General features: G+C 42.4%; 9 protein-coding genes. All 9 read left to right on the forward strand.

The window, feature by feature from the left end; translation table 11 throughout:
- The first annotated feature begins 148 nt into the window (after positions 1–148).
- The 9 genes from EKM81_RS11585 (at position 149) to EKM81_RS06845 (ending at position 11,847) form a co-directional block, all read left to right on the forward strand.
- The gene (locus tag EKM81_RS11585; protein ID WP_125650141.1) at positions 149–598 is read left to right on the forward strand and encodes an L-type lectin family protein; all 450 of its coding nucleotides are present in this window, start codon (positions 149–151) and stop codon (positions 596–598) included.
- 3 nt (positions 599–601) lie between these two features.
- Entirely contained in the window at positions 602–1,837 is a 1,236-nt protein-coding gene (locus EKM81_RS06815; protein ID WP_125650143.1) for an L-type lectin family protein, read from the forward strand.
- Between the two features lie 375 nt (positions 1,838–2,212).
- Positions 2,213–3,322 carry an alanine dehydrogenase gene (ald, locus tag EKM81_RS06820; protein ID WP_125650145.1) on the forward strand — a complete coding sequence of 370 codons (1,110 nt, stop codon included), beginning with the start codon at positions 2,213–2,215 and terminating at the stop codon, positions 3,320–3,322.
- A complete protein-coding gene (locus EKM81_RS11185) occupies positions 3,297–3,491 on the forward strand; it encodes a hypothetical protein (RefSeq protein WP_164509240.1) in 195 nt (64 codons plus the stop codon). Before ald ends, EKM81_RS11185 begins: the two co-directional genes overlap by 26 nt.
- 118 nt (positions 3,492–3,609) lie before the next feature.
- Positions 3,610–4,080, forward strand: a complete 471-nt coding sequence (locus tag EKM81_RS06825) for a hypothetical protein (protein ID WP_125650147.1) — start codon at positions 3,610–3,612, stop codon at positions 4,078–4,080.
- A 9-nt stretch (positions 4,081–4,089) separates the two neighbouring features.
- Complete coding sequence (locus tag EKM81_RS06830) at positions 4,090–4,599, forward strand: S41 family peptidase (RefSeq protein ID WP_125650149.1); 510 nt, start codon at positions 4,090–4,092, stop codon at positions 4,597–4,599.
- Positions 4,600–4,924: 325 nt separating this feature from the next.
- Positions 4,925–6,829 (forward strand): beta-N-acetylhexosaminidase, encoded by a 1,905-nt coding sequence (locus EKM81_RS06835; RefSeq protein WP_125650151.1) that lies wholly within the window; start codon positions 4,925–4,927, stop codon positions 6,827–6,829.
- A gap of 307 nt (positions 6,830–7,136) precedes the next feature.
- Entirely contained in the window at positions 7,137–9,548 is a 2,412-nt protein-coding gene (locus EKM81_RS06840) for a Cna B-type domain-containing protein (RefSeq protein ID WP_125650153.1), read from the forward strand.
- Between the two features lie 442 nt (positions 9,549–9,990).
- On the forward strand, positions 9,991–11,847 hold the full coding sequence (locus tag EKM81_RS06845) for a beta-N-acetylhexosaminidase (protein WP_125650155.1): 1,857 nt from the start codon (positions 9,991–9,993) through the stop codon (positions 11,845–11,847).
- The last annotated feature ends 382 nt before the right edge of the window (positions 11,848–12,229 follow it).

A 12,229-nucleotide genomic window follows, 5' to 3' on the forward strand; every position in this document is an offset into this window, starting at 1 on the left:
TCCGGCCCATACAAAAACTCCTTCCTAGGAAGACAAGCTTTAATTATTTGCTTGTCTACCCAAGAAGGAGTATAGCCAGTAAAGAGGCAAAATACTTCACGCTTTTAGTTCATCTACATAATTCTAGCTCAGACAAGGGGGTGTTCTGATGCGACAACGGCGAATAACCAATTTATTTGGTTGGCGGCTATTATTAATCGCTTTATTAGTATTAGGCGCAAGTTTTGGTTTCAACAAAGTGCGCGTTGTTAAGGCGGCGGCTGACTATATTAATCCTAGCTATTTTATCAAGGCAGGTAGTTTAGCCAATACTGGCATTGCCAATAAAGCAATTGTCGGATCAGCAACTAACCCAATTACGAATGTAACTACTGGGGCTAATGGTGCCAATACAGCTGGCGGAAGCACCGGGGCCGTTTGGTCAAAAAAGAAAATTGATTTGGCACAGGATCAGTCTTTTAGTTTTGAAATGAATTTTGGTACCAGCACAACTGGTAACGAAGGGCTGGCATTTGTTTTACAAAATGATCCTAATGGTGCCAATGCAATAGCTAAGGGAACTAGTAATCAATTGGATGGTCAATCGATTGGTGTATAGGGTGTGGATTCTGCTGAATTTACTAGTACAGCATCATCTCAGCTCTCTGCTTTAGCAAAAACTGCAATTCAAAATTCTTGGGCTCTTGAATTCGACACGCTTGCTGAGTCAGGGGTTGATCGTAACGGTATGGATTCTCCTATGACTAGTGAACATATTGGTAATGAATACCCTGCTGAGTCAACTATGATGAAGCCTTATCAAATTGTGGGTTATCTAAATGCAGGTACTTATTACGTTAAAATGATTCATAATCAACCAATAACTGGCTTATCCCTCACCAATGGCAATTGGCATACTGTTCAGTTGAGTTGGCTTGCCAGTACTAAGACCATGACAATGACTCTCGATGGCACGACTACTCAAAATTATGCAATCGATACTACCAAACTGGGTGGTACGTCAGTTTATTGGGGCTTCACTAGCGCTACTAATAAGAATATGCCCAGTAATCAGAGTAATCAGTTGCGATTATTAGATGTTCCAGGAGCAGCGGATCTTTTAAATCGAAAATTAACTATGACGTCGCTGCCCAGTCAGTTGACGATCGCTCAGAATACAAGTTGGTCACCGACCAGCAAGTTTAGTTATGATCGGACAGATGGCAATGGTACGGTTACAACCAATATTACTAACTTCGATGCTACTGATGGGTTAACTTATCATCAGATTTGGGATGATGAATCCGAAACAACGACCACTTTAATAAATACAACTGACTATTCTGCAAATTTAACAGCGGCTAATCTAAGTAAATTGGGAAATCATAAATTAACTTATTGGGTTAGTGACGCTTATGGACATGAGTCGTCGCGCGAGACTGTGAATGTCACAGTTTTGTCGGGTAAGTTAACTTTAAAGGTTGCTGACACAATTGATTTTTTAACTACGGTTTTGACTGGTAAAACCCAACAGATTCTGCGGACCGGTGATTTAAGTGTTAGTGTTGATGACGGTCGCATTAATGCTGATCAGAATTGGCATCTAACAGTTCAACAAGAAGGCGATTTGGTGACATCAGATGGACAGAAATTAGCGGGATATTTGACTTATGTTGCTAGTGATGGCACTGTTTTTGATTTACGTAATAGCGCTGCATCAATTGCAACTGAAGCGGCAAATCAGAATTGGTCAGAAAATTGGGCCAGCAATCAAGGAATTCTGTTACAGCTTTCTAGCAGTTCAACTCCGGGAAATTATAGTGGCCAGCTTGAATGGACGCTGAGTGATGCGCCATAGTTGCTTGTCTCAACTTATTTCAATGTGTGACTTATGCGAAACGTTGCAGTTGATGTTAATTTTCAAGTATACATCAGTATAAAATAGCGGCACTATTAAAAAAATAGATTGCAGCAACAAACAACATCTGTTTGCCAATTTCTGGATAAAACTAGACACTGGCCAGCAGATTTATTTTTGTGCACTATTCAGTTGGCAACATAATTCAAGTTAAGTTGATTAGTCTCACAATAATTTTAATTTTTAACCAGTTAGTAATTTGATTAAACCACATTTCCCATGAGAAAATTATGTGATTGTGGCACTTTTCCTACCTTAGTCTGATGACAGCGTATCCATTAAGTGTGGTATGGTAGATGGTAAGAGGTGGTTAACATGAGAATTGGAATTCCCAAAGAGATCAAGAACAACGAAAATCGCGTTGGCCTAACGCCCGCAGGTGTGCGGCAGTTGCGCCAAGTGAACCAAGAAGTAGTCGTTGAATCGAATGCTGGGCAGAACGCCGGGTATGCTGACACCGATTATCAAGCAGCTGGTGCTGAAATCGTTGACGCGGCTGCGGCTTGGACCAGTGATATGGTCATCAAAGTTAAGGAACCTCTGCCTGAAGAGTATCATTTCTTCCGACCTGGTTTGATTTTGTACACTTATTTACATTTGGCACCAAATCCTAAATTAACGCAGGCTTTGTTAGAAAACAAAGTAACTGCAGTGGGATATGAGACCATGCGTGCAGCTGATGGGAGCTTACCAGCTTTAAATCCTATGAGTGAAGTTGCCGGACGAATGGCTGTTTTGATTGGTGCTCAATTCCTTCAAGAACAGTATGGTGGTAAAGGCGTGCTCTTAAGTGGTGTTCCCGGAATTCGTAAGAGTCGCGTGACTGTAATTGGCGGTGGTACCGTTGGTTTGAATGCCGCTAAAACAGCCCTTGGATTAGGCGCACAAGTGACATTGTTGGATATTAATCAGAAAGTTTTAGCCAATATTGATAATTTGTTTGATGGTCATATTCAGACCCTTTTCTCCAATCCAGTGAATATTGCTAAATCAGTTAAACATGCTGATGTTGTGATTGGGGCCGTGCTAATTCCGGGCGCTAAAGCACCGAAATTAGTTAGCGAAGAAATGGTGAAGTCAATGGAACCAGGTTCAGTTCTAGTGGACATTCCAATTGACCAAGGCGGTATTTTTGCAACTAGTGACCATGCTAGTAATTTCGCTGATCCAGTTTATTTGCACCATGGCGTGGTTCATTATGCCGTTGCTAATATTCCTGGAGCCGTGCCCAAGACTGCAACTGATGCCTTGACTAGCGTGACCACACCATATGCTGTGGAGATTGCCAAGTCTGGCATAGCGCAAGCAGCCCAAGCTAATGCAACAATTTTATCTGGCTTGAACACTTATGCTGGTCAAGTGACCGCCCAAGCAGTCGCAACTAGCCTACAGTTACCATATGCTGATGCAAGTAAGCTGTTTTAAGTGGTTAGAAAATAAAATCAATTTCATTTTCATGAGTAAATTTAAAGCCGCAGTAACTCTGATTGCCAGAGTCACTGCGGCTTTAAAAGTTGGCTGGACGCGTCTAAAGACAATAGCCGTGGCGTCTCCAACCGGCTTGTTAAAGATAAAAGGTGCTGCTCTTTTTTGAAAGCGATTGCTATTCCATTGTGAATGAGTTATAAAGAAATTACTAAAGATGACATTTTTGGGATAAATGTCATTTATGATGTTTACGTAATTTGAATATAGCAATGGTGGTGGGTCAGATGGCAGAGAAAGTAAAGTTTAGGAAAATTAGTGGGTTAGTGGTCACGTTGGTAACATTGGCGGCTTTTTTACTGTTGGGTGGTCGAGAATTACAGCGGGCATCAGCACCAACACCAGGGATGATTGCGGTGAAGGCCATGTCACAGCAAGGTTTGATTGTGAACCAGGCTGATTGGCAACGAACGGTCAAAGCAGCGTATCAGGGCCGTGATTTAAAAACAATTGCTGATATCAATCAAGTTTTAAAACAGGCGAATAAGCATTCCTTTGCTGTAAAAAGTCCTGAGATGATTGAAGCTATCAATTATCCCTCAACGACTAAAACAGCTAATTTTACGATGATTAATGTTCCTAGTGTTTATGCGCTGCATCAGCAAGAACGCCGGAGTTATCTTGAAATCTTGCAAAAGAAGGTCGCTCAGGCCAGCCAGGAACCAGGACCAATCGTACTCAATTTTGTTAACAATTAGGGTGGCGATGTGGTACCGATGATTGCTGGCTTATCAGCACTGATCCCCAATGGCCGTTTATGGGCTCAAGTGGATAAGCATGGTAAACAGCATTGGCTGACGATGACAGATAGTCAGATTAAACAGCCTTTGAGTACTAGCTATAAGTATTCCCATGTGGCTAAGCATCTGAATAAGAAAGTGCTGGTGATCATGAATCGGTACACGGCTAGTTCTGGGGAGATGGCGATTATTGCCCTGAAACAGAACCCTAATTGTCAGATTGTTGGAACTGAATCGGCGGGCTTCACCAGTGCCAATAACCTGGTCAGTTTAAAAAAAGACAATTGGGCGGCTATTATTACTTATGCCAGTTTGTACAGTCCAGCGGCGATTCATGGTCGGCATCATTTTAATAACGAACCGTTGCAGCCAGACGTTTGGACAACTCAGGTACCCATTGCCAATCCAACTAGTTGGGCGCAACAACCTTTAGATAAGGGCTTTCTTCAGGAACTACAGACCGCCGCAGCTAGTTAATGTTTTAATGGTATGAGCATTGATTCTTTTCTGGCGTGTGTGAATTACTTTAAGGTGCGCTCTAGTTGAGCGACGGCGGGAGTTCAGTAATTTTACGGCCGCGCGTCACGATAAGCAGCCTGAAATGGTGTCAAAATCAAGACTGGTTTAGCTTCACTATAAGATTAAGCGCTCATAACAAGCGACCAATCAAAGCTATCTATAGTTTGTGCAACAAGTACTATGTAAATTAGGCTGAATTATTTTGACGAAAGCGCTATATTAATATAAGTACCTTTTTTGTGAAGAAGGGCAGATTTCTCACCACAATTAGGGGGTTACTGCGGTGCAATTATTGAACCAAGAAGTTGACGTTCATGAAATTTTTAAACGCGTCATTGAATATTTCAGCCAGAAGCATGAAATTCCGGATGCTTATTTTCGTGTTGTGATTAAAGCCAAAGATCCTAAATTATCGATTAGATGGCATCAGGAACAGCGAAGTGTCACCATTACGTTACCAAATTTGGTTTATTTAGGACGTTGTCTCAGCCATTTATGGGATTTGGATTTAGCGCATAATGATTATTTTGAGGAAAAAGTGATTTTTCCGGAAGTGGCCTTTTCACTTGATCTTTCGCGAAATGCGGTCATGAAAGTGGCAACAGTTAAGCAGTTTATTATGTATTTAGTGGTCATGGGCTACACGCACTTATACTTATATTTGGAAGATACTTATTTAGTTAGCAGTGAGCCTTATCACGGTTATTTACGTGGTAGCTATAGTCGGAACGATTTGAAAGAGATTATTGATTATGCGGCGATTTTTCAGATTGAAGTCATTCCCTGCATTCAAACGTTGGCACATTTAGACCAATTATTAAAGTGGTCCAGTTATGATGGCGTTCGCGAAGACCAGAGCACTTTACTGGTGGATGAGCCGAAAACTTATTTGACGATTGAGCAATGGCTGCGGGAATTACGAGCCATTTTTACGACGCGTCGAATTCATTTGGGCTTAGATGAGGCCAGTGGCGTTGGTCGCGGCCGTTATTTGCAGCATCATCAGTATCAGCCGCAAGCTGAGTTGATCGCACGCCACATCAATAAAGTAGTGGCGATTTGTAAAAAATTAGATTTGGAGCCAGAAATTTGGAGTGATTTTCTTTATCATGCTTTGGATCAGCGTCATCTACCTGGTTACTATCCGGTCCATGCTAAAATCAATCAGGCGTTAGCCGCAAAATTACCTAAGGATATTGCCTACTGTTATTGGGACTACGGCGAGCGTACGGAGGCCAACTATCAGACCCGGTTGCAGAAGCATCATTTATTTGGACCACATATTCATTTTGCCAGTGCTGCTCATATTTTTGGCAATATTGTGCCTAACTATGGTAAGTCGTGGCAAAGTGCGGCGCCTGGATTAGCAGCTTGTCAGAAGGAACATATCGAGCAAGTCATGTTGACGACTTGGGGCGACGATGGTCAGGAAACCAATCATTTGTTGGCACTGCCAGTAATGCAAATGTTTGCTGAGCGTTGCTATCAAGATGAAGTGGATCTATCCTTAGGGGCAAAACGGTTTGCTGATTGTATTCAAGCAGGGATTTTCTTAAAGCTGTGGCACTTAAACCATTTAAATGAATTGCCAGGCGTTGAACCAGATAATTATTGGATGGCTAATCCTAGTAAATTGATTTTGTGGCAGGATCCCTTGCTGGGCTTGTTTGATAAAGACCTAGAACAATATCAGAAAGAATATAAGCTTGATTTGACGAAATATTATTTGGATCAGGCACAATTATTTCGAACCAATGAGCGCTATTCAACTACTTGGTGTCAGGTGATCGAATTTTATCATTGCCTCGCCCAAGTTTTGGCAGATAAAAGCAATCTGGGTTTGCAATTACGGCAAGCTTATTTGAAACGTGATTTGGCGAAGTTAACCGAGTTACAGACCACGACCTTGCCACGATTGATTAATTTGGTTGTCCAGTTACAGCAGCGTCACAGTCAACTGTGGCACCAATTATATCGCGCCAATGGCTGGGAAGTGCTAGAAAGTCGTTACGCAACCTTGCTAAGCCGGCTACGCACGACAATTAATCAGATTGAACAATATCAACAGGGTGATCATGATAGCTTGTGGGCCTTACGTGAGGTGCGGCGACCATTTGAACCAGGCACGCCTTTGGTACGTCTAAGTGTTCCTAATTATCGACGGATTGCCTTTACGGGGTATAACTGAGTGATGAGTGAGAAAGATTGATTCTTTAAGAATTGGTCTTTTTTTGTTTAGCTAGTTAGTCTGGCGACAAATTATTGACCCTGAGGAAGTGTCACAAATGATTAATGATGTTGCTGAATAACTAGCAGACACGAACCTGTTATTGAGTTTAAAAATATGCTATTAATCTTGATTCAATAATAATCGTGAAGAATTATTGTTAATGAATTTTAGTTGTTTGCATTAGTTTTTTGAACTATAATTTAAAAGATTCACATTTGGGGAATAATTTTTTACTGCTTGATTAGATATTGGGAGACTTATTGATATGCACCGTTTTAAAATGAACCACCAAAGATGGCTTTATTTGTTATTGGTTTTGATAACGATTTTAAGCCAAGTTATTTATGCACCAACTATGCCAGCGGCTGCGGCTACTGGTAAGGAGGTCGCAGTAACTGGTCTGACTGGTGTTGACGCGCTTGATGAGTCTGACCAACCAATTACTGACTCTGCGAATTGGACAGATACTGAGTCAAAGACAATTAAATATAAATGGACTATTGCTGACGGCATTGTGGTTAATGATGGCGATTATACCACCTTTACTTTGCCAGCAGGAACAGTCTTCAGTGATGATGTAACTAATGGTACTTTAAAGACGGCCACTGGTGAGGTGGTTGGTTATTTTAATGCGACTAAGGGCGCGACAACTGGCACAATTACTTTTAATGATTATTTCTCCAAGTATACGGTCTCGCGTGCAGGTACCTTGCAATTCTTAGCCAGTGGCACCAAGGCTGGCACCCAAGCCAATGGATTATTACTAAAAAATGGTTGGGGTATTAATCCCAATGATCAAGGCTTTAGCACCGAGATGCAGTGGCAGCTTTCCTTTGGACCTGATCCTAATGAAACGACGCAGGTTATTGATACGGCGTTAACGAACGTGGTCCTTGTTGATAAAATTGATGCTGGCAATCAGACTTTAAATTCAGCAATTACTGGGCAATATGCGACTGGTAGTCATGACGAGGAACCAGTTTTTGGTAAAGATTATACACTGGTCATGAATACGGCTAATTCTTTCACCATAACTTGGCTAGGGCCGTTGTCGGATAAAGTTCAAGTTCTTTACACCACTAAAATTACTGATCAGGCATACATGAGTACTGGTCAGGCGGCTTATTTTAAAAATAATGCGATTCTAACCGGTCAAAAAAACGTCACCACGGGTAACCCTAATGGTGAGCCGATCAATCCTGATCCGATTTATGATAATACCGACCTCCATTTTACTCGAAAGTTAGGCGGTGCTAGTGGTTCAGCAACTGGCGATGCAGTGACATCAGTTCCGTTTAACAAAGTTTGGGTGGATAACAATGACCAAGATGGTCTGCGGCCCACTTCAATTATGGTGCAACTTTATCGTAATGGCACGGCGGTTAATGGTGAGCTGCAAACGATTAGCGCCAGTGATGGCTGGCAAGGCTCATTTACTAATTTACCGAAAAATGAGAACGGTGTGCCCATCAATTATACGGTGAAAGAAATTGCTGTTCCTGCGGGCTATACTAGTGCAACTAGTATTACCACTAGTACCACCGAGGATAACAATATCATGACAATCACCAATACCCACACACCAGCTACGACGACAATCAAAGGGCAGAAAATCTGGGCGGACCAGGATAACCAAGATGGTTTGCGACCAACTAGTATTACCGTCAATCTTTTGGCTAATGGTCAAGTTATTGACCACCAGGAATTAACGGCTGGTCATGAACAATATGAATTTACCAACTTGCCAGTGAATCAAGCGGGCCAAGCCATCGCTTATCGCGTTGAGGAAGCCAACGTGCCAGCAGGCTATACTAGTGTGGTTAGTGCCGACAACACGACCATTACTAACACTCATACAGTCGCCGTAACGGCAATCAAGGGCCAGAAAATTTGGGACGATCATGACGACCAAGATGGTTTACGACCGGCCAAGATTACGGTTAACTTGTTGGCTAATGGTCAAGTAGTTGATCATCAGGACTTGACCGCAAACCATGAAACCTATGAATTTACCAACTTGCCAGTGAATGCTGCCGGTCAGCCGATTGTTTATCAGGTGGCAGAAGCCAGTGTGCCTGTCGGCTATACCAGTACTGTTAGTGCCGACAATACCACGATTACCAATACCCATACGCCAGCTGTGACCACTATTAACGGGCAAAAAATCTGGCATGATCAGGCTAACCAAGCCGGCATTAGACCTGAAAAAATTACGGTGAATTTGCTGGCCGACGGTAAGTTTTTAAAGAAAGTTTCGGTAACAGCACAACAAAATTGGCAGTTTAGCTTTGCGGATTTGCCAGTTAACCAAGCTGGGCAAGCAATTAAATATACCGTAACTGAAGATCAAGTGGCGGGCTATACGAGTCAAGTTAATGGTTATGAAATCACTAATACATTGCTGCCGACTACCCCAGTCACACCTGAGCAGCCGCAAACACCACCAACGACGAAACCAACCAAAGAACCAACCCCCCAACCAAGCACCAAACCAGCCACTCCCAATTCCAAGCCGGCAACAGCAGCGTCAGTCACACCAGCTAAACAGCCCACAGCAACGAGCAAACAGTTACCGCAATTAAGCGAGCGGACTGATTATCTTGGAATGGCATTAGGAATCTTACTGATTGTCCTGGGTAGCTGTACCTTATTGCGCCGAGTTGAATGGGACGATTAAATTTAAACGCAATCACTACCGGAGTGTCGCGCAGCAGTCATTTAAATAAAATAGGGCCGAACTTTAGTTGCTGAAATGTGTTCTCAAATGGCAACCGGTGCCGCTTAACGTAAAAATGTCGAGCAATTCTAACGAATTGTTCGGCATTTTTCGTTAATGCTCACCGGGATGCGGAATGTTGCGGTCTTCACTGCATTTTGAGCTAGTTTGGGGTGCTTTAGCTATAACTGATCTTAAGATAGTACTGGCAAAGTTAGCCGTGATTCTATTTCACCACCATTAAACTCAGAACTTAGTCAGTAAGATGCCAAGCTTTATTTTGTAGATAAACTACTATGATTTTTAAATAGAATCATGCTGTTGGAAGCGCTATACTGTAATTTGGTAAATTGTCAAGATTCTAAGAGTGATGGTAATAATTATCTAGTAAGGAGTTTTTACAATGATTGATTGGCAAGGGTTAACCGCAACACAATTGCGCGCAGTGGATCGTGTCTTAAGTGATCGACCTGATTTTGAGCAGAATATTTCAGTGCAGTGTCATCAGGCGGGTCAGGGGATTCGCATCAGTCGTGACCAGGCTGTTGGTGAAGTCGTCTTCGCAAATATGGCCGATTTAATGCACGGGGTATCAGTTTTCTATGGGCTCGCCCAGCAAAAAAAGTCTTTTGAAATTGATGAGCAACCTCATTTTGACGTGATGGTCGCAATGCTAGATGTGGCACGTAATGGGGTACCGACCGTGGCAATGGTCAAAACCTATTTGCGGCGGATTGCCAGCATGGGTTATAACGAATTGTGGCTGTATTTGGAAGATTTGTTTGAAGTACCAGAAGAACCTTATTTTGGCCGGCAACGTGGTCGTTATTCTCAAGTTGAACTTCATGAAATTGCGCTGTATGGCGATTCTTTAGGGGTTAAAGTGGTACCCGCCATTCAGACGCTGGCCCATGTTCGCAATGTTTTGAAATGGGATGCTTTTCATGACATTAAGGATACTGATGATACGTTACTGGTTAATGCCCCAGCAACGCGGAAGTTTTTAAAGCACCTGCTGCAAGCAGCAAGCGCGCCATTTACGACAAATAAAATTCATGTTGGGATGGATGAAGCTTATCAATTAGGTCGAGGACTCTATATCGATAAAAATGGTCATTACACTGACCAGCAAGAACTGATTCAAGATCAATTAAAATTAGTGGTGCAATTAAGTGAAGAACTTGGTCTGAAACCATATATGTGGAGTGACATGTGGTTTACGATTGCCTCACCGAAACATGAAATGTATGATCCTGAAGTTCATTTTAGTCCTGAGTTTAAAGCGCAACTACCAGAAGTTGGGCAAGTTTATTGGGACTACTATCATCAAGATGAACAGACTTATTTAGATCGCTTTGCCCAACATTTTGAGTTAAGTGATAACGTGGTTTTTGCTGGCGGAATTTGGACTTGGGGTTCATTAATGCCAAACCAAAGCAAGATGTTAGCAACAGTTGATGCTGGGTTAAAAGCCGCGCAAAAGTCGGGCGTCAAACAAGTTGTCGCTACCATGTGGTTTGATGATGGTGCCGAAACACCAATCGGTACGTCATGGTATGGCCTCCAAGCTTTTGCGAGCTATCAGTATCATGATCAGGTCTCACGAAAAGTTATTGATCATGATTTTGAATTAACTCAAGATGAGGCGCCTGACTTTTATTTACAATTGGATAAATTCGATAATTTTGTCAAGGGTGCTAATGTGGAATGCGATAATGTCAGTAAGCTTGTTCTTTATGAAGATTTCTTGCTCCAACGTTATGAGCAGAACCTTGCTACAGTTGATGTTGAGAAAAATTGGCTTTACTTAGAAGCAAATTTAGGCGAGTTTCGGTTACGCGCTGATGATCAGTTAATGGTGCAATATTATCAGAAATTAGCTTCAGTTCTAATTAATAAACACCGCGCACTGAAAGCAGTAGCAGCCTTACGTGACAAACAAGCTGGCGTCCTTGCTGGTCAACGGGCAATCGCAAGTTTACAACTTTTTGAAAAGGATTTGACGGCATTCAATCAATTATCACGGCAGTTATGGCATCAACAACGGCGTGGCAATGGTTATGAAATAATTGATGTCCGACTTGGCGGCCAATTATCTCGTTGTCAAACTGTCATCTGGCGAATTCAAGAATGGCAAGCCGGCCGTGATGACCTGGCTGAATTACATGAACCATTGTTGCCAATGGATAAGCATAACAATGGGCCGGTTGGTCATGGTTTGTACAAGGAAATTGTTAGTGCCTGTGAGATTTCGTTTTAATGTATAACATCGAATAGTGCCAAGTCTTCCCCAATTTGAGAAGGTGGTTGCCAGGCTATTTTGCAGACGCAATCAGTGGATTAAATCTAAAGTTGGTTTTGGGCAAAATAGATGACAACTCCGTTGCGGCCGGCGGGTTGTGGAACGGCGTGGCCATCGATTTAAGCTTTTCTACGAAAATCTCAAATGCGAGGCTTATCCTAAGCGCTAAAGCGCCAAGGATAATTTCACACCTGACAACCCGGCGGCCTCCACTGCGTTTTGAGCTAGGTCGGTCCACTTTAGATTTAATCGATCTTAAGGCAGGGCTGACAGAACCAGTTGTCGATTGCCCAGCAACCACCAGATAAAACTAACAGAATTGAGCACCACTGTAAGAAAA

Source organism: Lapidilactobacillus gannanensis (assembly GCF_003946675.1).
Lineage (GTDB): Bacteria > Bacillota > Bacilli > Lactobacillales > Lactobacillaceae > Lapidilactobacillus > Lapidilactobacillus gannanensis.